General features: G+C 44.0%; 22 protein-coding genes. 17 read left to right on the top strand and 5 right to left on the bottom strand.

The window, feature by feature from the left end:
• Positions 1-80: 80 nt before the first annotated feature.
• The 3 genes from NST94_RS17045 (at position 81) to NST94_RS17035 (ending at position 3,115) form a co-directional block, all read left to right on the top strand.
• Complete coding sequence (locus NST94_RS17045; protein WP_076304062.1) at positions 81-1,664, top strand: glycoside hydrolase family 43 protein; 1,584 nt, start codon at positions 81-83, stop codon at positions 1,662-1,664.
• A gap of 92 nt (positions 1,665-1,756) precedes the next feature.
• The gene (locus NST94_RS17040) at positions 1,757-2,590 is read left to right on the top strand and encodes a hypothetical protein (RefSeq protein WP_339187354.1); all 834 of its coding nucleotides are present in this window, start codon (positions 1,757-1,759) and stop codon (positions 2,588-2,590) included.
• 162 nt (positions 2,591-2,752) lie between these two features.
• Positions 2,753-3,115 (top strand): DUF1304 domain-containing protein, encoded by a 363-nt coding sequence (locus tag NST94_RS17035; protein ID WP_076128270.1) that lies wholly within the window; start codon positions 2,753-2,755, stop codon positions 3,113-3,115.
• Positions 3,116-3,494: 379 nt separating this feature from the next.
• Here the strand turns inward: NST94_RS17035 and NST94_RS17030 are convergent, their stop codons facing one another.
• Positions 3,495-4,382, bottom strand: a complete 888-nt coding sequence (locus tag NST94_RS17030) for a fructose bisphosphate aldolase (RefSeq protein ID WP_339281103.1) — start codon at positions 4,380-4,382, stop codon at positions 3,495-3,497.
• A 1,395-nt stretch (positions 4,383-5,777) separates the two neighbouring features.
• Between NST94_RS17030 and NST94_RS17025 the strand changes: the two genes are divergently transcribed.
• The 4 genes from NST94_RS17025 to NST94_RS17010 all read left to right on the top strand — a co-directional run bounded on the left by NST94_RS17025 (position 5,778) and on the right by NST94_RS17010 (position 10,403).
• Positions 5,778-5,939, top strand: a complete 162-nt coding sequence (locus tag NST94_RS17025; RefSeq protein WP_339281102.1) for a hypothetical protein — start codon at positions 5,778-5,780, stop codon at positions 5,937-5,939.
• A gap of 1,138 nt (positions 5,940-7,077) precedes the next feature.
• Positions 7,078-8,613 (top strand): glucose-6-phosphate dehydrogenase, encoded by a 1,536-nt coding sequence (gene zwf, locus NST94_RS17020; RefSeq protein WP_076278115.1) that lies wholly within the window; start codon positions 7,078-7,080, stop codon positions 8,611-8,613.
• 71 nt (positions 8,614-8,684) lie between these two features.
• Positions 8,685-9,578 carry a phosphogluconate dehydrogenase (NAD(+)-dependent, decarboxylating) gene (gnd, locus tag NST94_RS17015; protein WP_036688068.1) on the top strand — a complete coding sequence of 298 codons (894 nt, stop codon included), beginning with the start codon at positions 8,685-8,687 and terminating at the stop codon, positions 9,576-9,578.
• Positions 9,579-9,761: 183 nt separating this feature from the next.
• Positions 9,762-10,403, top strand: coding sequence for a methyltransferase (locus tag NST94_RS17010; RefSeq protein ID WP_339281101.1), 642 nt, complete (start codon positions 9,762-9,764; stop codon positions 10,401-10,403).
• Positions 10,404-10,487: 84 nt separating this feature from the next.
• Here NST94_RS17010 and NST94_RS17005 read toward each other — a convergent pair whose 3' ends face one another.
• Positions 10,488-11,243 (bottom strand): DeoR/GlpR family DNA-binding transcription regulator, encoded by a 756-nt coding sequence (locus NST94_RS17005; RefSeq protein WP_076100077.1) that lies wholly within the window; start codon positions 11,241-11,243, stop codon positions 10,488-10,490.
• Positions 11,244-11,601: 358 nt separating this feature from the next.
• Between NST94_RS17005 and NST94_RS17000 the strand changes: the two genes are divergently transcribed.
• From NST94_RS17000 to NST94_RS16955, 10 genes are all read left to right on the top strand, one after another.
• Positions 11,602-12,753 carry an iron-containing alcohol dehydrogenase gene (locus NST94_RS17000; protein WP_076194676.1) on the top strand — a complete coding sequence of 384 codons (1,152 nt, stop codon included), beginning with the start codon at positions 11,602-11,604 and terminating at the stop codon, positions 12,751-12,753.
• Positions 12,754-12,780: 27 nt separating this feature from the next.
• Positions 12,781-14,247 carry a rhamnulokinase gene (gene rhaB / locus NST94_RS16995; protein ID WP_339281100.1) on the top strand — a complete coding sequence of 489 codons (1,467 nt, stop codon included), beginning with the start codon at positions 12,781-12,783 and terminating at the stop codon, positions 14,245-14,247.
• A 38-nt stretch (positions 14,248-14,285) separates the two neighbouring features.
• On the top strand, positions 14,286-15,542 hold the full coding sequence (rhaA, locus tag NST94_RS16990) for an L-rhamnose isomerase (RefSeq protein ID WP_076128282.1): 1,257 nt from the start codon (positions 14,286-14,288) through the stop codon (positions 15,540-15,542).
• Between the two features lie 43 nt (positions 15,543-15,585).
• Complete coding sequence (rhaD, locus tag NST94_RS16985) at positions 15,586-16,431, top strand: rhamnulose-1-phosphate aldolase (protein ID WP_076219349.1); 846 nt, start codon at positions 15,586-15,588, stop codon at positions 16,429-16,431.
• A 148-nt stretch (positions 16,432-16,579) separates the two neighbouring features.
• A complete protein-coding gene (locus NST94_RS16980) occupies positions 16,580-17,674 on the top strand; it encodes an NADH:flavin oxidoreductase (protein WP_076280043.1) in 1,095 nt (364 codons plus the stop codon).
• Between the two features lie 273 nt (positions 17,675-17,947).
• Entirely contained in the window at positions 17,948-19,534 is a 1,587-nt protein-coding gene (gene miaB / locus NST94_RS16975) for a tRNA (N6-isopentenyl adenosine(37)-C2)-methylthiotransferase MiaB (protein WP_038571650.1), read from the top strand.
• Positions 19,535-19,559: 25 nt separating this feature from the next.
• On the top strand, positions 19,560-20,009 hold the full coding sequence (locus tag NST94_RS16970) for a YlbF family regulator (protein WP_076128288.1): 450 nt from the start codon (positions 19,560-19,562) through the stop codon (positions 20,007-20,009).
• Positions 20,010-20,251: 242 nt separating this feature from the next.
• Positions 20,252-21,022, top strand: coding sequence for an NUDIX domain-containing protein (locus NST94_RS16965; RefSeq protein ID WP_036688055.1), 771 nt, complete (start codon positions 20,252-20,254; stop codon positions 21,020-21,022).
• Positions 21,023-21,051: 29 nt separating this feature from the next.
• Positions 21,052-21,591: an isochorismatase family cysteine hydrolase gene (locus tag NST94_RS16960; protein WP_339281099.1), complete on the top strand. Its 540-nt coding sequence runs from the start codon at positions 21,052-21,054 to the stop codon at positions 21,589-21,591.
• A 51-nt stretch (positions 21,592-21,642) separates the two neighbouring features.
• The gene (locus tag NST94_RS16955) at positions 21,643-23,094 is read left to right on the top strand and encodes a nicotinate phosphoribosyltransferase (RefSeq protein WP_076128292.1); all 1,452 of its coding nucleotides are present in this window, start codon (positions 21,643-21,645) and stop codon (positions 23,092-23,094) included.
• A gap of 265 nt (positions 23,095-23,359) precedes the next feature.
• Here the strand turns inward: NST94_RS16955 and NST94_RS16950 are convergent, their stop codons facing one another.
• The 3 genes from NST94_RS16950 to NST94_RS16940 form a co-directional block, all read right to left on the bottom strand.
• Entirely contained in the window at positions 23,360-23,596 is a 237-nt protein-coding gene (locus NST94_RS16950) for a hypothetical protein (RefSeq protein ID WP_339281098.1), read from the bottom strand.
• A gap of 171 nt (positions 23,597-23,767) precedes the next feature.
• Positions 23,768-24,028, bottom strand: coding sequence for a hypothetical protein (locus NST94_RS16945; RefSeq protein WP_339281097.1), 261 nt, complete (start codon positions 24,026-24,028; stop codon positions 23,768-23,770).
• 20 nt (positions 24,029-24,048) lie between these two features.
• Positions 24,049-25,392: an amino acid permease gene (locus tag NST94_RS16940; RefSeq protein ID WP_036688050.1), complete on the bottom strand. Its 1,344-nt coding sequence runs from the start codon at positions 25,390-25,392 to the stop codon at positions 24,049-24,051.
• Positions 25,393-25,677: the final 285 nt, after the last annotated feature.

Below are 25,677 nucleotides of genomic sequence, written 5' to 3'. Positions count from 1 at the left end.
TCATTATAACTTTAATCGTTATGAAAGCGATACAATAAATACGTTAAACTATGAAAAATCCGGTAGTGGAGGGTAACATTATGACGCAAAAAATTGTTAATCCGGTGTTGGCAGGTTTTCATCCAGATCCGTCTTTTATTAGAGTAGGGGATGATTATTATATCGCAACCTCTACTTTTGAATGGTTTCCAGGTGTAGAAATTCATCATTCCAAGGATCTGGTTCATTGGCATTCCATTTCACGTGTTCTGACAGAAGCCTCACAAGTAGATCTGCGTGGTAACGTAAGCTCTGGTTCCATTTGGGCACCCGCGCTTTCTTATGACCAAGGCGTATTTTATCTGCTATTTACAGATGTGAAATCTCGCAAAAGTGTATATAAAGATCTGCATAATTATTTAATTACAGCGACGGATATCATGGGCCCGTGGAGTGAGCCGGTTAGACTTAATGGCAGCGGATTTGATCCATTTTTATTCCATGATCTGGATGGGACCAAATGGCTGCTTAATATGCGTTGGGATTTCCGTAAAAATCACAATAACTTCTCTGGCATCATTATGCAGCAATATGACCCGGAGACTGGCAAATTAACGGGACCTATCCATGAAATTTATAAAGGGACACCTATCGGAGTGACCGAAGGTCCGCAATTGTACCAGAAGGATGGGTACTATTATTTGCTGACAGCAGAAGGGGGCACCGGCATCAACCATATGGTCACCTTAGCTAGAAGCCGAAGCCTCACAGGTCCTTATGAGACTGATCCGGATTTCCCGATTATGACCACGGCACATGATCTGACCTACCCGTTTCAGCAAGCAGGGCATGGATCGCTCGTAGAGACTCAGAATGGGGACTGGTACATGGCGCATTTATGCACACGCCCGATTCCGGGAACGTCAACGATGAATCCGTTAGGCCGGGAAACTGCGATTCAACGTTGTGAATGGACAGAGGATGGCTGGTTGCGATTGGCCCACGGAGGGAAGCTGCCTGCATTGGAGACCGTGGCTCCTGAACTGCCGATATTCACTTTTGAGGAGCTGCCAAACAGAGATGAATTTGATGGAGAGGTTCTTGGATTTCCATACCAAAGCTTGCGTGTGCCTTTTGATGAATCTTGGGTTAGCTTGAAGGAACGTCCGGGTTTTCTTCGTCTGCGCGGCAGAGAGTCATTAGCTTCACTGCATGATCAGAGTTTAATTGCCCGGCCGATTCAACATTTTGAATGCTCAGCTACAACCTGTCTGGAATTCGAGCCGAATAGCTTCCTGCAAATGGCTGGGTTAGTCCTCTATTATGATGACAGTGATTACTATTATTTGCGTGTTACCGCAGATGAGATTCGTGGAACTAGTTTGGGAGTTGTGCTGTGTAGAGGTGGCAAATACGATGAGATTTCCTCTATGCAGCTATCTGTGAAAGATTGGGATCGTTATTACCTGAAGGCGGATATCCATGGACGTGATCTGTTGTTTTATGCTTCATCAGACGGGGTGAATTGGACAGCTGTCTGTACTCCCTTAGATTTTGGTACGCTTTCGGATGAATATGGCGGCAAGCTTGGCTTTACCGGTTCCTATGTCGGGGTATGTGCTCAGGATTTGGATCAGCAAGCGAAGCCGGCTTATTTTGACTATTTTGAATATAAAGCTTTATAGGTGTTCGGAAAAACCATAACATTCTTCATAGTCTATTTTAGGATAAAATGTTAATTTTTACTTATCTTACATAGAAAGGGATGTTTATGATTTTGAAAAAGACTTATAAAGTCGCAATAACCTGCACGCTCTTACTGAATCTGGCCCTGTCCTCTGCTGCAATGGCCGCACCCATCGACGTCGACGTGAGTAATTTGAAAGAAGTCCAAACTTCTGGACCGGAAAAGGTTTGGGTTGGAGAATGGAAGGGCGACGATACGATTATTGTGGACACACAAGGAAATGTTACTACAGTTGGAGAACTCAAAGAGTCATCAAGCTTTGTACCCCCGGCAGATGACAATCTTATTAATAATGAATTGTTAGCACCGGAGCTAATAACACCTACTTTTGAACCTGATGCTCCGCAAGCAACTCTAGCTTCCGCTTATGGTCATGCGTGGCCGTATACAGCCGAAAATAGTTATGGGATTAACTGTTATGGTTATGCCTTAAGATTTCCAGGGGCAATCAACCCTGGTGATGGAGACGGGGTCTCAAATGTCAGAGATCCTGCCTATTTTACTAACGTGTATTATACTGCTGGTCTTGTGGTTCAAGATGGCAATACGAATCCTTTATACTTTAAACCGGGTTGGCGGATACTTCCGGGCCGAACTGCAGCGATTAATTCCGATGAACATCGAATTGCACTAAGAGTGGGATGGATCGACTCAAATGGTAATGGTAAAGTCGATATTCCTGAGGATAACGTTGATTACCACTTCATGCTTCAAAATAGCTCAGGTCTATGGTCAGAGAAACATGGACATCAAGCGTCTCAAAATACGGGAATTTCAGATCCTAGCAATTTCGTCTGGAGCAATGGCTCTCTTTATGGTTTTTACAATAGCGTAACCGTTTATATTGCTGCAAAAGTATTTTAGAATTTCATAAAACATTACGTATGGAATAGCGGTAGTCTTTTTTTTGAAGATTATGGCTATTCTTTTTTAGCGTCGAATTGTTTATGAGATGTTGTATACACTTTTGAGTTTTAATGTGATACAATTAAATTGTACACAAATTAAAATAAGGTGGTTATTTTGATGGTATGGGTAGCTAATATTATGGTCGGTGTTGTTGCGTTAATACATATCTATATTGTTTATTTAGAAATGTTTGCTTGGTCAAAGCCAAAAGGGCTTCGAGTCTTTGGAATGACACAGGAAGTTGCGGATGCTTCTAAAACACTGGCAGCGAACCAAGGGTTATACAATGGATTCTTGGCGGCAGGTTTAATTTGGGGATTGGTTCATCCGAATGTAAATTTCGGCCATCAAATTGAAATCTTCTTCTTATCAACTGTTATAGTGGCAGCGTTATATGGAGGACTGACGGTGAAAAAGTCTATTTTATTTATGCAAGGACTGCCAGCTTTAATTGCATTAATCCTCGTGGTTTCGATTTAAGATAACATAGAAGTAATCGATTAGGTTTCTATCTCGCGTACTTGCGTGGTGGAAGCCTTTTTTGCGTAAGATCAAGAAATTATTGGGTAATGAAATGCGCTGGATTAAAAACAGGAATTATGGATGGTGTACTAAGAAACAACAGAGAAGTGGTTGATTAATGTGTTTTAGGTACAGGTGTGGTCCTTAGATAAGATGTAAGGGACTTTAACAAACCTATTGCATGCTTGTGTGGGCTGAAAGAGTAGACGAAATGGCGTTTAATCTGAAAGTTCTAGACTTTAAAAGCAAATTCTCATCATAAAAAAAGAGCTGCTACCTAGCAGGGAACACCTGTCAGGGACACAGCTCTTTTTATGTGCTGGTTTAAATGAGGATCTTATTTAATAGAGGCTGCATAAATCGCTTCTACAGATTTGGAGAGGAGCGCGTTAAACTCTTCTTCTGACTGCCCAGCGCTTAGTCCCTGTGATAACGCACGTGAGAAGCTGGCGATCAGTCCTTGATTATGGGCGAGCTTATCGTTGGCCTCCGCTTGTGTGTAACCGCCGGACAAAGCGACAATTCGCAAAACATGAGGATCATCCACTAATTCGCGGTAGAAATTATTCTCCGTTGGGATGGAGAGCTTAAGCATGACCTTCACGTCTTTGCCCAGCGCAGACAATTGGGCCGATAGTTCTTCTTTTAGCAGCTTCTCTGAAGCCGTTTTATCAGCACTGTGGATATCAACTTCCGGTTCGATAATAGGTACGAGTCCCGCTGCTAAAATCTGCTTACCGATTTCAAACTGCTGTTCAACCACCTTTTTGATACCGGAAGGATTAGCCTCTTTAATCACCGAGCGCATTTTTGTACCAAAGATGTTACGTTCGTTGGCCCGCTTCAGAAGATCACTCAAGCCGGGAATAGGCTTCATTAGTTGTACTCCGTCTTCAGGGTCGGCAAGACCTTTATCGATTTTCAGGAAAGGCACAATCCCTTTTTTCTCCCATAGAAAATCGGCAGTATATTGCCCGTCTATGGGACGATCCATTGTGTTCTCAAATAAGATTGCACCCAGTATATGCTTAGAATCAAATGCAGGGCTCTTTATAATGCGCGTTCTCATCTCGTGAACCAACCCATACATTTGATCTTCATTAGAGTAACTGTCCTCTGCAACACCATATTGCAGCAGCGCTTTTGGTGTACTGCCACCACTTTGATCCAAGGCAGCTATAAATCCCTGTCCCGTCCGAATTTGTTCCCATTGCTCCATATTCATGAAAATTCTCCTTCCTTTCGTGAACTGAATGAAAAATCTTATGTTCATTAACTATAACACTTAATGTACCGGCTCTAAACAAATGGCATTGTAACTTGGTAGGTAACTAGTCCAATGTGAGGTGGTTTGAATCTGCGATATAAGGACTTCCGGATCTGATTGATCCATGGGGATGACGAGATATCTACGTGTAGGTCTCCTGAGTCCGATCCCTAGATGGTGAAGACTTGCAATCTTAGCATACGAGAACGAATCGACGTTTGAGGTCACTTTTTGGTCGAGTAGCTGCATCTGAGTCCAATAGCATGGCGAAATGGGCTAAATCTGCGAAATAGCGTCTCCTGAGTCCGGACTATCGATGGCGAGGACTTGCAGCCTCCGTATACGAGAACGAATCGACGTATAATGTCATCTGAGTCCAAACCCATAGTTAGTGAAGACATGCAGCCTCAACTGACGAGTACGAATCGACGTTTGAGGTCACCTGAGTCCGGACTAGCCAAGATTGATGATACTACAGCATCGTTCGGACTGTATTGCAGCTATTTAGATTTTTTGGAGTATTATTCAGAAGTATCGGACTGCATAGCTCTTATTTCCAAGTATTTGCTCCAAAGAGGGGTGGATTTGGTTCAATAGCTGCATCTGGGTCCGATAGCATGGCGAAATGGGCTAAATCTGCGAAATAACGTCTCCTGAGTCCGAACCATCGATGGCAAGAACATGTAGCCTCCGCAGACGAGTAAGTATCGACGTATAATGTCACCTGAGTCCGGACTAGCCAAGATTGACGATACTACATCATCGTTCGGACTGTATTGCAGCTATTTAGAGTTTTTGGAGCATTATTCAGAAGTATCGGACCGCATAGCTCTTATTGCCAAGTTTTTGCTCCAAAGAGGAGTGAATTTGGTTTAATACCTGCATCTGAGTCCGATAGCATGGCGAAATGGGCTAAATCTGCGAAATAACGTCTCCTGAGTCCGAACCCATAGTTAGTGTGGACATCCAATCTCGTCAGACGAGTGTGAAGTTACGTGTAAGGTCTCTTCAGTCCGGACTATCGATGGCGAGGACTTGCAGCCTCCGCAGACGAGTAAGTATCGACGTATAATGTCACCTGAGTCCGGACTAGCCAAGTTTGAAGATACTACATCATCGTTCGGACTGTATTGCAGCTATTTGGTGTTTTTGGAGTATTATTCAGAAGTATCGGACCGCATAGCTCTTATAGCCAAGTTTTTGCTCCAGAAAAGAGCGAATTAGGTTTAATAGCTGCATCTGGGTCCGATAGCATGGCGAAATGGGCTAAATCTGCGAAATAGCATCTCCTGAGTCCGGACCATCGATGGCAAGAACATGTAGCCTCCGCAGACGAGTAATTATCGACGTATAATGTCACCTGAGTCTGGACTAGCCAAGATTGACGATAATACATCATCGTTCGGACTGTATTGCAGCAATTTGGTGTTTTTGGAGCATTATTCAGAAGTATCGGACCGCACAGCTCTTATTGCCAAGTTTTTGCTCCAAAGAGGAGTATATTTGGTCGAATAGTTGCATCTGAGTCCGTTAGCAGGGCGAAATGACCAAAATCTGTGAAATAGCGTCTCCTGAGTCCGGACCATACATGGTGTGGACATAAAGCCTCGGCAGACGAGTAAGTATCGAAGTAGAATGTCACCTGAGTCCGAACCCATAGTTAGTGTGGACATAAGGTCACGGCAGACGAGTACGAATCGACGTTTGAGGGCACCTGAGTCCGTTTCCTCCATGGTGTGGACATAAAACCACCGCAGATGAGTAAGAATCGACGTCTAAGGTCTCCAAGGTCTGATCTCGCCGCAGCCGGAGATGCGGGTAAACATAAATGTTACTCCAATCTGGATCTAAAGACGCTCTATGCGAACTTTTAAGTGATCCCCCAAAGCGCACACTTAGCAAACTACACTCACAGGGTACTCTTAGCAAACTTCAGGACATTCCCAATGGTACACCTAGCAAACTCAAGACATTCACAGGGTACACCTAGCAAACTTCAGGACAATCCCAATGGTTCACCTAGCAAACTCAAGACATTCACAGGGTACTCTTAGCAACCTTCAACCTATCCCCAATGGTACTCTTTGCAAACGTCATCTCATCCCCAATCGTTCTCTTCACAGACTCCAGTCACTCCAATGTGCTTAGCAAAAATTCCTTCGAAGTATTCTCAAGTAATATTCCTCGAAGCAGTCACTTTTTATGCTTAATTCCCAAACTTGGTATCAAAACGCATAGTCTTCTTCGAGGCGCGCGAGACCAAACCACTCTATTACTTAAAGTTAGTTTGAAACACAGGGGAAGGATGAGCTTATTTAAGCGACTGGGAATTTTGTTTATGTTGTAAACAGCTTTGGATCAAGAATTTTAAATCAGAGTGTGTAAATTCAGAACGCCAAAAGCCATGCTGGGAGCGGGTTGTTATCTTATTTTCGGATTATTTCCTAGTAAATTAATACGAATAATCCAATAAGATAATTGGTGTGACATTAATCATAATTACCAATTCGAAGCTTTGTGAAAATAATAACTTTTCGTAAATGTCGAAATGAGGTTGACGAATAAAAATATCAGTCGTATGATTGATTCTACTGAGTATGCTAGTAATTAAAAGTAAGTTAATAAATAATATATAATAGCGGGAGGAATGAAAGTGGAATCATCAACATTTGTGCTTTTTGGCGCTACAGGAGATTTAGCAAAACGTAAAATCTATCCTGCACTATATAACCTCTTTTTAGATGGTCAAATTTCAGGTCCTCTCTCAGTGATTGGATTAGGAAGAAGAGAAGTTTCAACTGAAGCTTTCCGTAAGCAAGTCCTGCAATCTTTGCAGACATTTTCTAGACAGCCGGCAGTTGAATCTCCACAGTTGCAGGTTTTCTTGGAAGCTTTTGAATATAGCGTTCTAGATGTAGGTAACACAGAAGATTATTTGAAGCTACTGGAGCATGTTAAACGTCGTGAGCAATTTTTTAACATTCCGGAGAATCGGATGTTCTATCTATCGGTGGGTCCTGAGTTTTTCAAGGAAATTGCCGCCAATATTCACTCCAGTGGTCTGGGATCTACGAAGGGCTGGAAGCGTCTGATTATTGAGAAGCCTTTTGGTACAGACTTGCAAACAGCAAGAGAGTTAAATGACAGCTTGAATGCCGTATTTACTGAAGAGGAGATTTTCCGAATTGACCACTTCTTGGGTAAACCGATGGTTCAGAATCTGGAAGTTCTAAAATATTCAAATCCTGTGCTTAGAGCACTGTGGAAAAATCGGTATATCGCAAATGTGCAAATTACGGCGAGTGAGATTGTTGGCGTTGAAGAACGGGCAGGCTATTATGATAAAGCTGGAGCACTTCGTGATATGTTCCAGAACCATATGCTTCAATTGCTCATGATGATGGCGATGCAGCTTCCAAAAGGCAGTACACCTGAAGAGATCCGTGGGAAGAAAAGATATGTCATGGAGCGCCTCATTCCGCTAAGTAAAGACGAAGTTAATCAATATGTTGTCCGCGGACAATATGCTGAAGGTGAAATTAAAGGTAAATCTGTTGCAGGCTACTTGGATGAACCCGGAATTAGCCAATCCTCACAAAATGAGACGTTTATTGCAGCGCGTTTGTTTATAGATGATCCATTGTGGAATGAAGTTCCGTTCTATATCCGTACCGGCAAGAGAATGAAAGAGAAATCAACAAGAATCGTTATAGAATTTAAAGAACCGTTTAATGATAACAATAACAAAAATAAAGGGAATGACGTTCCAAATCTGCTCATCATCGAGATCGGTCCAAATGAAGCCATTACGCTTCAGTTGAATACGAAGGATCAGCTGCAAAAAGGGAAACTTGAACCTGTCCTCGCTACTTATGAAGCCGGAACTTCAGACGTACCAGAAGCTTACGAAAATCTGATCTTTGATGCGCTTCGTGGTGACGCCACTTTCTTTGCTCACTGGAAAGAAGTCGAGCTGTCATGGCAATGGGTTACACCAATCCAGGAAGCTATGGAAGAGGGGCTAATGCCACTTCATACCTATGCTTCAGGTTCTTATGGTCCAGATGCGGCTATGGAGCTTTTGGGTGAAGACCGCTGGTGGTTTGATGATACAGATCAGGAGTCAGATCTTCTCGACGCTCAAGCAGAAGTTGCAGCAGCGCAGGAATCTATACGGCCAGGGGCTTAAGCCCCTGCCTGTTTTTTTTGCCAATTTAGCTAAAATACATCACAAGAATCTATAAATCGGAGGGAATTTACATGAAAGTAGGATTAGTTGGGTTAGGAAAAATGGGTTTTAATTTGGGTCAAAATTTGCTGGATCATGGACATGAGGTTGTTGCTTTTGATTTGAATGCACCTGCTGTAGAAGAAATGAAAGCTAAAGGCGCTAGTGGAGCAGTAACGCTTCCAGAATTGGTACAGCAATTGGAAACACCAAGAATCATTTGGATCATGGTTCCGCATCAGGTCGTTGATTCTGTAATCGCTGAACTTACTCCACAGTTGTCTAAAGGTGATATCGTTATTGAAGCAGGAAACTCGCATTATAAGGAATCGATTCGTCGGTATGAGGAATTGAAGGAGCACGGAATTCACTTTATGGATGCAGGTACCTCTGGCGGTATGGAAGGGGCGCGTAATGGCGCTTGTTACATGGTTGGCGGAGATCCCGAAGCTTGGGAAGTTGTGGAGCCTATTTTCCGTGATACAGCTGTAGAAAGCGGCTTTTTATATGCTGGTAAAGCAGGTAGCGGCCATTTTCTAAAAATGGTGCATAACGGTATCGAATACGGCATGATGGCTGCTATCGGTGAAGGTTTTGAGGTTCTGGAAAAGAGTGAATTTGACTACAACTTTGAGGAAGTAGCTCGGGTGTGGAATCACGGCTCTGTAATCCGTTCGTGGCTGATGGAACTTGTGGAACGCGCCTTCTCGAAGGACGCTAAACTAGATGAGATTAAGGGCATTATGCATTCGTCTGGTGAAGGCAGATGGACGCTTGAAACCGCCTTTGATTTACAAGCGGCGACTCCGGTCATCGCAATGGCGTTATTGATGCGTTACCGTTCCCTTGAGACCGACACATTCACTGGAAAAGTAGTTGCTGCACTGCGGAACGAGTTCGGCGGACACGCTGTGGAAACTAAATAAGATTGGCCGACTCTGAATTGAGTGTTTACAAGCTCGAATTTCCCGCAATTTATGTTGCGGAGAAATTTGGGCTTTTTATTTTAAGGGGAATAGATAATGGGAAGTATAGATGGAGTACGAATTTAATGCAGTTTACATATTTTAGGGGTAGAAGGGTAAGTTAGGAAGCAAGGGGGAGATTTCATGCAAAGTGGAATTCGTGAGCGACTTCATTTTCTAAATAAATTTCTGCATGCGCCCCGACAATATGGTAGTGTAACTCCCAGTTCACATTGGCTGGCCCAGACGTTGCTTGATCCAGTGCCTTGGAACCAAGTGCATTCTATGGCTGAGTTGGGTGCGGGGACTGGTGCAATCACAAGGTTTATTCCGCGTGGAGAAAAGACCGGTATGAATGTTCTTCTATTTGAAATAGATCCTGATTTTCGCAGTCAATTAAGAGAGGAATTCCCCGGATGTTTCTGCAACAACGATTGTCTCCGGCTGCGTCTTGCGCTTCATAACAGCAGTCTGGAGAAGCTGGATTGTATCGTGAGTAGTTTGTCTTTGATGAATTTCTCGAAACCAGACCGCACTAAGTTTATGGAACAGATCATTTCTTCTTTAAAAGAAGGAGGGTGGTTTATAACCTATGAATATTTTCCGCGGATGAAAACAGAGTTGAGCCAGCATTTTGAGATCCTACACACGAAGTGGGTGCTGCTGAATTTTCCACCAGCGCATGTATATATTTGCAGGAAAAAAACCACAACGCAAGTGAAACGCGAAAATTCCAAATCAACCGTCGACGTAGTCCCAATCTCTCAGGTTTATACAAAAAGATAATCATCTCCATACAACAAATGCCGTCACCCATTACTCATTGGGGAACGGCATTTTTAATTGGGCACCGAAGGCGTTTGAGTCCGATTAATAGAGAAGCTCAATATTCTCTTTGTTCAGGCGCTTCAACCAAACCTCAGAAGGCTGGCGGTCTGTGATCAAAAAGTCGATTTGGCCAAGCTCGATCAGCTTCGTAAAGGCGGTCTTATCGAATTTGGTGTGATCGGCCAGGAGTATGACCTTGTTAGCTTGACGTAGCATATATTTCTTGAGCTCACACTCCGGTTCATTAGAATCTGTGATGCCTCGCTCCATATCTATTCCTTTACAACTGATAACCGCAGTGTCCACATTGTATCTTTGAATGGTGTCATGTGCTACAGGACCCACGAGTGACATGGATCGGTAACGTAAAGAACCTCCGGTAGAGATGATATCCATCCCAGAATTCGAGAACTCATGCAAAATATTAATCGAGTTCGTGATAATGGTCAGATTGTTTTTATTGCCAAGCAGTTTTAGAAACTCAAAGGCTGTGGAGCTAGGATCCACCATTAACGTATCTCCATCATTGATTAAATCTAGCGCCTTAAGGGCGATTCCCCGTTTGATATCTGTATTCAGCGCATTGCGTGTAACAAAAGGCAAATCCTCGTTCGTGTGACGATTCAGCATGGCCCCGCCATAGGTTCGGCTTAGAATGCCATCCTTCTCCAGCTTCTCCAAGTCTCTGCGTATCGTCTCTTCTGTAACTTCAAACATCCGGCTTAGATCAGAGACTAATACTCGTTTATCCTGATGAACAAGATCTATTATTTTTTTGCGTCTTTCAGCTGCAAGCATAGGGATCACCTTTCCGAAATCTGTATATTCCTTAATCATAGCTCCAAATATCTGTGTTTTGCAATAAAATCAACGTAGAATCATGTTTGTTTTCCAATAAATATTCACAAAACGGATATAAAACAAATAAAAACAACATAAATAATATTTAAAATGTTGACAACAAAGATTTGCGGGCATACGATGAAGGAGAAAAGAAGTCCTGTAGTGGTAATTAGATTTGAAAGATACCAGAGCCGGCCCAGTTGCGATTTAGAGGCCAGCCTGAGGCGCTGCAGCCGGAATACTACGCTCTAGCTTGCAGAGTTGTGTGTAAAACTTTGGTGTTGATAAATTAACTTTAGGAGGCTGGTCAAGCATGAGCACGCATGTGTATTATGTTCCATCGATCAATATTATGGGCAAGGGATGCTTGCAGGAGATTGGTCCATACATCCAAGAGCTTAAATTAAAAAAGGCGCTTGTTGTTACGGACAAATTCCTTATGAAAAGTGGCATTGCTGGTAAATTGCTGACGGTATTGGACGAAGCGGAGATTGAATATGCCATCTATGATGAAGTGAAACCCAATCCGACCTGTAAAAATGTCCACGATGGCGTTGATTATCTCAAAGCGCAGAATTGTGATTATCTGATTTCCATTGGCGGTGGATCACCACAGGATACTGCCAAAGCCATTGGTATCATTGCCACAAATGGCGGTCATATCAAAGAATATGAAGGTGTACACAAGTCTAAGCATAAATCACTGCCGATTGTCGCCGTGAATACCACTGCTGGTACTTCGGCTGAAGTGACCATTAACTATGTAATCACAGACGAAGAACGCAAAGTGAAGATGGTTATGGTAGATAAGAACAGCCTTGCGACGATTTCAGTCAACGATCCTGAGCTTATGGTTGATAAACCCGCTGCACTTACCGCGGCCACGGGTATGGATGCATTGACTCATGCGATTGAAGCGCTGGTGACGCCGGGAGCATATCCGGTAACCGATGCTACGGCACTAGCCGCAGTGGAGCTTATTTTTGCTAATCTGGCTCGTACTGTGAAGAATGGCCATGATATCGAAGCGCGTGAACAGATGGTATACGCGATATTCCTTGGCGGATTGGCTTTCAATAATGCGGGGCTTGGTTATGTGCATGCGATGGCGCATCAGCTGGGCGGCGTATACGATCTGCCGCACGGCGTATGTAACGCGATGCTGCTGCCTTTTGTGGAAGAAGAAAATGCCAAATATGTGCCTGAGAAATTCAGATCCATTGCTAAAGCGATTGGACTTAATGTAGAGAACCAAACGGATAAACAATGCGCAGATTTCGTAATTGAGTCGATCAAGGCGTTGTCTAAAGAAGTAGGGATTCCAGCCAAATTATCCGAGCTTGGTGTAGAAGAAGTAGATCTTGATCTTTTGGCTGAAAATTCGATGAAGGATGCTTGTGCACCAGGGAACCCTTTTATTCCTACTAAAGAAGAAGTTATTACACTGTTCAAAAAAATATTATAAATCACCCCTTATCATAGGAGATTGTTTATGAATAACCACATCGCCGTTGACATCGGCGCCTCAAGTGGGCGGCTGGTGCGCGGAATATTGCAAGAAGGTATTCTTTCCTTAGAAGAGCTTCATCGCTTTAGCAATAGCTTTACGGAACAAGAGGGTTCCTGTTTCTGGGACATTGATTATTTAGTAGAGCAGATTATGATCGGGCTTCGGAAGGCTAAAACCGATGGAATTACTACCTGTACGCTCGGTATTGATACATGGGGTGTAGATTATGTGCTGGTAGATGCGGACGGGAATCGTGTTCAGGAAGTATACGCCTACCGGGACCGCAGAACGGATCTGGCTGTGGATCAGGTGGCACAGCAGCTTTCACCACAAACCGTCTATGAAAAGACAGGAATCCAGCAGTTATCCATCAATACCTTGAATCAGTTATATGTTCATAAAGAAGAAGAGCTAGCGCAAGCGGATCAGATTTTACTTGTACCAGATTATCTATATTACCGACTGACTGGCCGTAAAATCAACGAGGTTACGATTGCATCTACAACACAGCTGTTGAATCTGGAACGCCGGGATTTTGACGATGACCTATTAGAATTTTTGAATATCAGGAAAGATCAATTTGCAAAATTAACTGAGCCTGGTGTAGTGGTTGGTCCTCTTGACGAAGCTTTAATCCAACAATATGACCTGCCTGAATGCCAGCTGATCTGTGTGGCTTCCCATGATACGGCCTCAGCAGTGCTAGGTGCTCCACTTCAAGAAGGCTCAGCTTATATCAGCAGTGGAACTTGGTCTTTACTCGGTGTAGAAAGAACGGAGCCTCTAAATTCTCTAAAAGCCATGCAGGCTAACTACACCAATGAGTGGGGAGCCTACGGAACTTATAGATTCCTCAAAAATGTAATGGGCTTATGGCTTATTCAAGAGGTTCGCAGATTACTGAACAATTGTTATAGTTTTGCGGAGCTTGCAGAGCTTGCACAGGGAGAAGAGGGGTTTCGCAGCCTGATCCCTTGTAATGCACCAAGGTTTCTTAATCCATCGAACATGATAGAAGAAATCCGCAGTGCCTGTATGGAGAGTGAGCAGCCCGTTCCGGAGACACCTGGACAGTTAGCACGTTGTGTTTTTGACAGCTTGGCGTTATCCTATCTAACTTATTTGGAAGAGTTGGAGGAACTGACAGAACGTCGGATCGAGGGATTGCAAATTGTCGGCGGCGGGGCGAACAATCGGCTTTTATGCCAACTAACCGCTGACGTTATCGGCAGGGAAGTAAAGGCTGGACCAACGGAAGCGACTGCTCTAGGAAATATAGTAGTGCAGATGATTAGCACAGATTCCATTGCAGACATAACTGAGGCAAGAGCTATTATCGAACAATCTTTTGAAATAACATCATACATTCCGCAGCCGATCAAGCATTTTAATAACATTCTAAATCGCTGGAGAAGCCTTCATCTGTCCAATGTGAATGAGCTTATCTAAGCGAAACAGACTTGCACTAATTTAGGAGGATAAACAGCATGGATCAGAGCATTATCACTAGTTATAACGAAGCCAAAAAACTATACGCAGCCCACGGTATTGATGTGGATAAAGTGCTGGAGCGACTCGCGCAAATTAAAATTTCCATACATTGCTGGCAGGGTGATGATGTAAAAGGTTTTCTTTTTAAGGAAAAAGAACTAAGCGGGGGCATTGCGGTAACGGGAAGTTATCCGGGCCGGGCGGGTACACCAGATGAACTACGTCAAGATTTAGAAAAGGCGTTGTCTCTTATTCCTGGTAAACATAAGGTTAACCTGCATGCTATTTACGCAGATACAGATGAACCTGTAGATTTGGATGAACTAGAGCCACGACATTTTCAATCCTGGGTGGATTGGGCGAAGGAGCAGGGCTTAGGGCTTGATTTTAACCCTACTTGTTTCTCACATCCGAAAGCAGCCGATGGATTCACTCTCAGTCATTCGGACGCGGAGATTCGGAATTTCTGGATCAGACACTGTAAAGCTTCACGTACGATCGCTGAGCATTTTGGGCGGGAGCTGGGTCAGCCTTGTGTGACGAACTTTTGGATTCCAGACGGATATAAGGATACGCCAGTAGATCGGCTAGCTCCGAGAGTACGTTTAAAAGAGTCGCTGGATGAGATTTTTAGTCAGGAAATAGATCCGCTTTATAATATGGATGCCTTGGAAAGTAAACTGTTTGGAATTGGTTCTGAAAGTTATGTGGTTGGCTCTCATGAATTCTATATGGGTTATGGTTTAACAAATGGAAAAGCGATCTGTTTGGATGCGGGACATTTTCATCCTACAGAAGTGATTTCGAATAAATTATCTTCGATTCTGATGTTCAGTGAGCAGCTGCTGCTGCATGTCAGCAGACCTGTCCGCTGGGACAGTGACCATGTGGTAACAATGGATGATGAGCTGCTGGAAATCGCCCGTGAATTGGTTCGCGGGGATTTACTTCCTCGTACGAATATTGGATTGGATTTCTTTGATGGCAGTATCAATCATCTCGCGGCATGGGTCATTGGCACCCGCAACACTATTAAGGCGTTGCTGCGTGCGATGCTGGAACCGGTGGAAGAACTTAAGCAAATCGAGCGGTCCGGGGATTATACTTCACGTCTTGCTCTGGTAGAAGAGTTCAAATCGTATCCGTTTGGAGCGGTCTGGGATTACTACTGTGCATCACAAGGTACACCGGTGCGTGAGCAATGGCTTACTGAAGTGAAAAATTATGAACAAGACGTTTTGTCTTTAAGATAGAAGTGGATACGGAGAGCAGCAAATACAAAGGAGAGAATAGACTATGAGTACATCCTTGTTAGAATCAAAAGGTTATATTGCCAGCAGTGAAGCTCCATTTATTCAGGAAATGTCAGAGATCACCCGTCATATGTGGGAGCTTGGCTGGGATGAACTGAATGGTGGGAATGTCAGCTATTTACTGGATGAGAATGAGGTGGCTAAGTATATTAATGTACTGGAGCCGTTGCGCACGATCAAACTCACCTTTCCCGTAAAAGAATTAGCAGGCAAGTATTTTATCGTAACAGGTTCGGGCAAATATTTCAGAAATGTGATTAAAGACCCTGAAGCGAATCTGGGTGTGTTAAGGGTTAGCCGCAATGGCGAAAGTGTGGAAGTATTGTGGGGATTGCGGAATGGTGCAGTTCCTACGAGTGAGCTCGCTTCGCATTTTATGAGTCATATTGAACGTCTGAAAGTAGATCCCACACACCGTATCGTGCTGCATACACATGCTACAAATGTTATCGCGATGACCTTCACGCATGATCTGGACGAACTGAAGTTTACCAAAACGTTATGGGAAATGTGCACAGAGTGCCTTGTTGTTTTCCCAGATGGCGTCAGTGTTATTCCGTGGATTGTTCCGGGCAGCAGTGAAATCGGCCGTGAGACTGCCAAAAAAATGAAGGATCACCGTTTAGTCATCTGGCCGCAGCATGGGATTTTTGGCACTGGCTCCACCATGGATGCTACCTTTGGTCTAGTAGAAACGGTTGAAAAGGCTGCGACGATCTACAACCTGATTGGTGGTAGAGAAATCAAACAAAAGATCACAGACCAACAGCTATGGGATTTAGCTAAAGCATTTGGAGTTACACCTAAAGCGGGGATTCTTGAAGTCTAGAGAGTCATTATAATTTGGTGAAACCGGGCAATCGTAGATTCTGCGAGGTCCGGTTTTTGTTGTCTTTTTCTTAAAATTTGCATTTCCCATCTTTTGGGTAGATAATAAGCTTACTTAAAGTAATCAATTAATAAATTGGAGGTAACATATGAATACAGAGCAACTATTTTTACCTTTTCAAGTGGGGAATCTTTCGCTGTCGAACCGATTTGTAATGGCGCCGATGACACGCGCGCAGTCTCCGAAGGGTGTGCCGGGAAGCAATGTTGCCGCTTATTATCGTAGACGTGCAGAGGGTGGAGTGGGATTAATTGTTACTGAGGGTACTGCGATAAATCATCCAGCGGCTGTCAGTCACCAAGATATTCCTAATATACATGAAGATGCATCTTTAGAAGGCTGGAAGAAGGTTGTGGAAGAGGTTCACGCAGCTGGCGGCAAGATCATCCCGCAGCTTTGGCATGTGGGGATGGCGCGTACAATCGGCGAGTATCCTAACGTTGAAGCCCTTCCTGTAGGCCCTTCGGGTCTGAATTTAGCAGGTGAGCCGGTGACAGAGCCGCTGACCACAGAAGAGGTTGAAAGTTTAGTAACAGCCTTCGCTCAAGCGGCGGCAAATGCCAAAAGCGTTGGCTTTGATGGCATTGAGCTGCATGGCGCTCATGGGTATCTGATAGACCAGTTCTTCTGGGATAGAACGAATAAACGTACCGATCGTTACGGTGGTGATTTGGTAGGAAGAACAACATTCGCTGTCGAGATCATTAAAGCATGTCGTCAAGCGGTTGGACCAGACTTCCCAATCGTGCTGCGCTTTTCCCAGTGGAAGTTGGGGGCGTATGATGAGAAGCTGGCGAAGACTCCAGAAGAACTTGCGAGTTTCCTAGCACCGCTTAGCGAAGCGGGTGTAGATATCTTTCATTGCTCGACCCGACGCTTCAGTCAACCTGAATTTGCTGGCTCTGATCTTAATTTAGCTGGGTGGACTAAGAAGCTTACCGGGAAGCCGTGTATTACAGTAGGCTCTATTGGCCTGCAAAGCGATTTCTTCGAGGAAGATAAAGCTCAGAAGCCTGAGGATAATATTGATGAGTTAACTGAAAGGTTCGATCGGGAGGAGTTTGATTTGGTTGCAGTGGGCAGAGCGCTTATTAGCGATCCGGCTTGGCCTGCCAAAGTACAAAGTGGAGCGATAGACGAAATCATCCCATTTACTCCTGAAGCGACGAATACGCTTTACTAAAACTAGCAGAATATACAATGACTATTTTTTTAGGTAAGAGGTTGTGTAACTGTTTCAAGAGTAGTGTATCTGCTTATAATAGTAGCATACCCCCCTTAATATGATAGAACTTGACCCTGCCAAACGTTGGCGGGGTATTTTTTTGTCGATATGCAACGCTTCATTACATCATTAATAGACCGGGCACTTCTATGTTAGGCCAGCATTATGTTATAATTTTAAATTAGCAAAGTATAAAAATAATTGTTGAACAATAGAGGACGTGAAAACAGCATGACAAAGGGGAACCATAACTCACCGGACTTAAAATCCGGCAAGGGTTCTAAGGATTATTCGAAATATTTTGATTTTAGTGATGCAAAGGTAATTAGTGAAGAGGAAGGTAAGGTTACTTACCGGATTAAAGGAAGAAATGTGCAAATTAATAGCCAGCCTGACTATAAAGAAGGAAAACGGCGCGGCAAGGAAGAAATAGAAGTGCATTATGATTTCGAGATTCCTGAAGAGATGCAGAATTTCGGAGTGGGCAAATATTATCATATAACGACTTATGGCTGCCAAATGAATGAGCATGACACGGAAACGATGAAGGGCCTATTGGAACAGATGGGCTACCGCAGTGTCGCTGACCGGAATGACGCGGATCTCATTTTGCTGAATACTTGTGCGATTCGGGAGAACGCCGAGGATAAGGTATTTGGAGAGCTAGGACATCTTAAGAACCTGAAGATCGAGAAGCCGGGTCTGTTGTTAGGGGTATGCGGTTGCATGTCCCAAGAGGAAGGCGTAGTCAACCGGATTATGTCAAAGCATGGCTTCGTGGATATGATTTTCGGTACGCATAATATTCACAGGTTGCCACACCTCATTAAAGAAGCGGTATTTAGTAAGGAGCTTGTGGTTGAGGTATGGTCCAAAGAAGGCGACATTATTGAGAACTTGCCGAAGAAGCGGGAAGGCATGCGCGCTTGGGTGAACATTATGTATGGCTGTGATAAGTTCTGCACGTATTGCATCGTACCGTTTACACGCGGTAAAGAACGCAGTCGTCGTCCAGAGGACGTTATCGCTGAGGTGAGAGAGCTTGCGCGCCAAGGCTTCAAGGAAGTAACGCTATTGGGGCAGAACGTAAATGCTTACGGTAAAGATTTTACGGATATTGATTACACCTTCGGTAACCTGATGGATGATATGCGTCTGATTGATATTCCGCGCATTCGCTTCATGACATCGCATCCACGAGATTTTGACGATAAATTGATTGAGGTTTTAGGCAAAGGCGGCAACTTGGTGGAGCATATCCATCTGCCGGTTCAATCGGGAAGTACTGCCGTTCTTAAGAAAATGAGCCGTAAATATACCCGGGAAGCTTATCTGGAATTAGTACGCAAGATTAAGATAAGTGTGCCGAATGCTGTATTAAGTACCGATATTATCGTTGGTTTCCCTGGGGAGACTGATGAGCAATTTGAAGATACCCTATCGCTTGTGCGTGAGGTTGGGTATGATATGGCATATACGTTCATTTATTCTCCACGTGAGGGCACACCAGCAGCGGCGATGGAAGATAATGTACCGATGTCGGTGAAGAGTGAACGTCTGCAAAGATTAAATGATCTCATCAAAGAGAACAGCCGGATCATTAATGACCGGATGCTGGGTGAAGTTGTAGAGGTGCTGGTTGAAGGGGAGAGTAAGAATAACTCCGAAGTCCTTTCCGGCCGTTCCCGCGCTAACAAGCTGGTCCATTTTGAAGGTCCTAAGGAGCTTATCGGCACATTTGTAAACGTGAGAATTACAGATACCAAAACATGGTACATTAAAGGGGATATTGTGGTCGAGGCCGCAGCTGTTCATTAATCACATACGAATGGGGAGATGACTAATGAGTACAGAAGAACAACAGTTGAATAAATATGGAATGAAAACTTATAATACCCGTGATCTGATCGTTCGCGAGGATATTATGGGCAAAGCTAAAGAACTAGCATCATTAATCTCAACCAGTGAAGAGGTACGCCATTTTCAGCAGGCTGAGCAAAAAATTCTTAATCACGAGCGTGTGCAAGGACTGATTGCAACCATTAAGAAAAAACAAAAAGAAATCGTGGCCTTCGAAAGCTTCAATAATAAAGATATGGTCGCCAAAATTGAACGTGAAATTGAAGTGCTGCAAGATGAGATCGACGGTATTCCAGTCGTGAACGAATTTCAGCAAAGCCAGAGCGACATTAATTATTTGCTCCAGCTGGTAATTTCCGTGATTAGAGATACCGTTTCGGAAAAAATAAATGTGGAAGCCGGCACTGAAGCGCCTCCGACCACATGCGGATAACCCACACTCAGTTCAGGGGGCGGATGCAGATCCGTCCCTTTATTTCAATATAAGAGGTAGAAGTAAAGTACATGAAAATACATAATCCTTATAATTCAACGACAACGTCGTTTCTCATATAGTCTTTTTTGTAGGATAATGTAAAATAATGGAATTCATCTGTTGATTTATGAAGAACATGTTTGGTACATTTAAAGATACGAATAAGTAAAACTACAGCTTCGGAAAAGGATGGGGCAATTATGAGCGACAATGGGGAATTAACCTATAACGCCAAAAAATATCGTACACCGGATGGTGTTCCGGCCGACATTGTAATGTTTACACTTACCAAACGCGAGCGGAAGACGGTCACCAAGACGCTGCCTTTACGTGAGTTGAAGGTAATGTTAATTAGACGGAAAAAATGGCCATGTGCAGGCATGTGGGCTCTACCAGGCGGATTCTGTCAGGAAGATGAGTCTATATATGATGCTGCAACTCGTGAGCTGAAAGAAGAGACCGGTGTCGATGGAGGTCACTTAGAATATCTTGGGGTTTATAGTACACCTGGCCGCGACCCTCGGGGATGGATTATCAGCCATGCCTTTTTCGCTTTAGTAGAAGAGTGGATGCTGGAGCAAAGACAAGCTTCCGACGATGCGGGTGAAGTGGGTTTATTTACGTTACAGGAAGCGTTAGAAGAACTGGAGCTCGCTTTTGACCACCATGAAATCATCAAGGATGCATACGTACGTATCCAACAGCAAATGCTGCAGACAACGATAGCAAGACAGTTTTTGCCTAGACATTTTACGCTAAGTGAGCTTTATCAGGTGATTCAGACAGTAGTGCCGGAATTTAAAGAGCCAAATTTTATTCGTAAAATCACGTCAACACGCAGCCGTCAGGGTATATTAAAAGAAGTGAGAGATGAAGAGGGCAATGCACTCAGCTCCAATCAATACTCACAACGCCCGGCTCAGCTGTATATGTTTACAGATCACGAGCCATTGTTGTCCATTTATACGTAGTGTCTTAAATCAGGGGAGGGACGATTCTCATGAGAGCACTAATAGTAATTGACTTTACCAATGATTTTGTCGATGGGAATTTACCGGTTGGGCAGCCTGCAATCGATATCGAGCCAAGAATCAGCCAATTAACGTCTGAGTTTGTCCAAAATGGCGATTATGTTGTAATGGATGTGGATTTACATGAAGACAATGATCCTTATCATCCCGAGAGTAAACTGTTTCCACCTCACAATGTACGAGGGACTAGAGGGCGGGAGCTTTATGGAAGTTTGAAAACTGTTTATGAAGCTGACCAGGATTCCATCTATTGGATGGACAAAACTCGATATAGCGCTTTTAGTGGAACTGATCTGGAGCTTAAGCTGCGGGAACGTGGCATTACTGACCTTCATTTGATTGGCGTATGTACAGATATATGTGTTTTGCACACTGCGGTGGATGCATATAACAAAGGTTTTACTATTACTGTGCACGAAGATGCGGTCGCCAGCTTCAACGCGGATGGACATAAATGGGCACTAAATCATTTCCGGGGAAGTTTAGGAGCAGACGTTGTTAAGGCATAATACTATAAAAAACATACACATACAGCAACGTGGATATTAGGAGATGAGGACTTGAAGAGAGAACTTGCGCTACATACAGATAAATATCAGATCAATATGATGTATGCTCACTGGGTGAATGGAAGCCATAAGCGAAAAGCTGTATTTGAAGCTTATTTCCGCAAATTGCCTTTCGGAAACGGCTATGCCGTGTTCGCAGGATTAGAGCGTATCGTGGGGTACATCGGCGGCTTGCGTTTCACCGAAGATGATATCCGTTACTTGTCGGAGCAAGAAGAAAATTACGCTCCTGCTTTTTTGGAAGAATTGCTGCAATTTCATTTTCAGGGCAACGTTTATTCGATGAAAGAAGGGGCGTTGATTTTCCCGGATGAACCGCTAATCCGTGTGGAAGGGACGATCATGGAAGCGCAGCTGGTGGAGACCGCTATTCTGAACTTCATGAACTACCAGACGCTGATCGCTACAAAGGCTTCCCGAATCAAGCAGGTAGCTCCGAATGATATTCTGCTGGAGTTTGGTACCCGTCGGGCACAAGAAGCGGATGCGGCGGTCTGGGGCGCTAGAGCGGCCTATATCGGCGGCTTTGATGCAACCTCCAACATGCTGGCAGGTAAAATGTTTGGCATCCCTACCAAAGGTACACATGCTCATTCTTGGGTTCAGAGCTTCAGCAGTGAGCAGGAAGCTTTTGATGCTTATGCCAAGGTGATGCCGGATGAAGTTACACTATTAGTTGATACCTTCGATACGTTGCGCAGTGGTGTGCCGAATGCGATTAGAACCGCTAAAAAGCTTGAAGCTCAAGGTAAAAAGATGATCGGTATCCGCTTAGACAGCGGTGACTTGGCCTATCTATCCCGGCAGGCACGGAATATGCTGGATGAAGCGGGGCTCGATTATGTGAAGATTGTGGCGTCCAACGATCTGGATGAGAATACAATCATGGATCTGAAGCTGCAAGGTGCAGCCATCGACACATGGGGTGTAGGCACACAATTGATTACGGCTTCGGATCAACCCTCTTTGGGTGGAGTTTATAAGCTGGTAGAAATTGAGTCCGCAACTGGAGAAATGGTACCGACAATCAAGATTTCTTCTAACCCTGAAAAAGTATCCACACCAGGCAGCAAGGACGTATTCCGGATTATCGGGAAAAATGGTAAAGCGCTAGCAGATTATATCTGCTTCCCGGAAGAGGAAGCTCCACGAAACGGCGGTCGGGTGAAGCTGTTTAATCCGCTGCATCCATACATGCACAAGTATGTGGAGCGTTATGAAGCGCTGCCTATGCTTGAGCCGATTTACGTGAACGGCTTCCAGGTCTATACTTTGCCGGATCTGAATGAAGTTCGCCGTTACCATCGGGAGCAGAAGGATCTGTTCTGGCCGGAATATCTGCGTAAGCTCAATCCAGAGGTGTACCGGGTGAATCTGAGTGAGAAGGTCTGGACCAGCAAGCAACAATTGATCGCGGAGCATATTCAGCCGGAGATCGAGTAGATTTTGTAGTTTCGATGGAAAGAAGCACGGGAAGATTAGATTCCCGTGCTTTTTTGCGTTTGGGTGAAGCCGACGTTTGGGTGAAGCTGACGTTGGGTGAAGCTTTCGTTTGTTAACTTCGAACGCCGTGAGTTTATTTTCTCAAAGTATATAAGACAGCTTGTCTGCGTATATCTGTTTTGGCTTTTGTTGTATTTTTTGCAACAGAACACTACTTAGAGTACATCGAGAAATTACCATACCCCCAAAAGAATTAGTAAATCCCTTAGAATGAGGCGAATCCGGTGCGAGTGAGCAAATCAACGGTATAAATCCCGTAGAATAGGGCGAATCCGGTGTGAGTGAGCAAATCAACGGTATAAATCCCGCAGAATGAGGCGAATCCGGTGCGAGTGAGCAAATCAACGGTATAAATCCCGCAGAATGAGGCGAATCCAGTACGAGGAGGTAAATCAACGGTATATATACCGCAGAATGAGGCATATCCGGTGCGAGTAGGCAAATCAACGGTATAAATCCCGTAGAATGAGGCGAATCCGGTGTGAGTAGGTAAATCAACGGTATAAATCCCTTAGAATGAGGCGCATCCGGTGCGAGTGAGCAAATCAACGGTATAAATCCCGCAGAATGAGGCGTATCCAGTACGAGGAGGTAAATCAACGGTATAAATCCCTTAGAATGAGGCGAATCCGGTGCGAGTGAGCAAATCAACGGTATAAATCCCGTAGAATGAGGCGCATCCGATGCGAGTAGGTAAATCAACGGTATAAATCCCGCAGAATGAGGCGCATCCGGTGTGAGTGAGCAAATCAACGGTATAAATTCCGTAGAATAGGGCGAATTCGATGCGAGTAGGCAAATCAACGGTCCCATAAGAAAAGGTGTATCCCCGTTCTACGCGATCGCGAAGAATAATGGATACACCTTTTTTCATGTAAGTGCGAGATATATAGTTTAGTTCTTCTTCCGGAATTTCGCGAATGACCAGATGGTAAGCATCAGCAGGAAGCCCAGACATGTGCCTATGCTGATCCGGTTCTGAGTGTCGAAAAGGAAGGAAATCGTGATAACCGACAAACAGATAAGCGTCAAAATCGTAATATAAGGGAACCCCCACACTTTAAAGCTTGGCTCTTTAGGATAGGTTTTCCGCAGCTTCAGCTGTGATAGGCAGATGCTGATCCATACCAAGCTTACTACGAAGCCGGGAACAGCCATCAGCAGCCGGAAAAGTCCATCCTGTGCGAAGTACGCTAACATAGAACCAACAAAAAGAACTATAGCGCAAAGTTTAAGACTGTTGATCGGCACACCTTTTGCTGAGGTCTTTGCTAAGCTACGTGGAGCTTCACCCTGTGAAGCCAAAGAGTGCAACATCCGTGTGGCGCCGTAGATACCAGAGTTAGCAGCAGAGAGCACAGCCGTAATCAGTATGAAGTTCATAACATGGTCAGCACCCTTAAGTCCTGTAGCTGCTAATACCTGCACAAAGGGGCTGGTATGCTCGTTAAGCTGATTCCAAGGAATTAACCCACAGATGATCAGAATTGGAATGGTGTAGAACAAAATAACACGCAAAATGAAGCTTTTGACAACTCTAGGCAACACTTTTTCTGCATCTTGAGTTTCTGTTAAAGTTAGTCCAATCAGCTCAGATCCGCCGTAGGAGAACATGACGACCAGAAGGGCAGAGAAGATAGGTGTCCAGCCTTGTGGGAATAATCCGCCATAATCCGTAAAATTACTTAAATAGGGAGTCCCTTCAGACATAGGCAATAGCCCAAACAATAATGCAGCTCCCAGAATAATAAAGATGATAATCATAGCTATTTTGATTCCTGCTAACCAAAACTCCGTCTCTCCATAACCGCTTACACTCATCATATTGATGCCAATAATTAAAGCACCACTTGCTAGACTCAGTAGCCATAACGGAACATCCGGTAACCAGTATTGCAAGAAGCTTCCTGCCGCCAGCACTTCGATCACGCAGACAGTCAACCACATGAAGCAATATAGCCAACCCACGATAAAGGAGAGCCGTTCTCCAAAAGCCTCGCGGATGAATTCCTTCATATTTTTGTTCGGGTATACCGTGGCCATTTCGGCAATTGCACCCATAACGACTAGTAGCAGCAAGCCTGCCAATACATAGGAGAGAACAACCCCTGGTCCAGCAATGCTTATCGTCTCAGAGCTTCCTTTAAAAATCCCCGTACCGATTACGCCGCCCATCGCCATAAAGCTGATATGCCGTGGAAGCAATTTTTTCTGTAATGATGCTTCGTTTGACTTCACATTTAATGCCTCCTAAGTAGGTTCAAAAAATTACACCAAGAATCAGTTTATCCTGAAATGGACTAGTTGAAAAGTATAAATGATACACATTTGTAGAAATAGAGGTGATTTTTCATCGGTGTGTGATATTTATCATGAAGAATGTGATGAATTTAACATCTTAATTTTTAATTTTATTGCTAAATGAAAGTAGATAAATAAGCTTAGGCAACACTTGGAAAATGCAAGATTTATCACTTCGCGTCTTGCAAAATCAAGTTACAATCGTTGAAAAAGTCAAAAGGA

This window comes from Paenibacillus sp. FSL H8-0282 (genome assembly GCF_037963825.1).
Lineage (GTDB): Bacteria > Bacillota > Bacilli > Paenibacillales > Paenibacillaceae > Paenibacillus_AQ > Paenibacillus_AQ odorifer.
Note: the sequence above shows the minus strand (reverse complement) of the source record. Positions and strands in the feature narration are given on the sequence as shown.